The organism is Bacillus sp. SIMBA_074 (genome assembly GCF_046534555.1).
Classification (GTDB): domain Bacteria; phylum Bacillota; class Bacilli; order Bacillales; family Bacillaceae_G; genus Bacillus_A; species Bacillus_A mycoides.
In genome coordinates this window covers 1-277 of record NZ_JAWRYM010000423.1, presented here as the reverse complement: position 1 = coordinate 277, position 277 = coordinate 1, and the positions used below count along the sequence as shown (strand labels likewise).

Genomic DNA, 277 nt, shown 5'->3' with positions numbered 1-277 from the left:
GCTTGGCGATACTCCGCCCAATCCGTATGGAGCGCCTGCACGCTCTGCGGTGCATCAACGGGAACATTCGCCTTACCATCCGTTGCCGCAAGATCGAGGTTGCGGAAGATGCGAATGTGCTTTTCGCGAATCGCTTCCTCGTTTTCCGCAAAGAACGCGTGCACGGCATCGTCGGACGGCTGTTCGACCTCGGCGCGCCAGATACCGATGCGAGGGTCGCCGCTTTGACTGCCGTCGTCACCGATCGGAACGCAGCAGCGGTAATCTCGACCGGGCA

General features: G+C 61.0%; 1 protein-coding gene. It reads right to left on the bottom strand.

Annotated features, from left to right (window positions below; genetic code table 11):
• On the bottom strand, window positions 1–277 hold a 277-nt coding region (locus SB773_RS31415), incomplete at both ends, for an XkdW family protein (protein WP_410594214.1).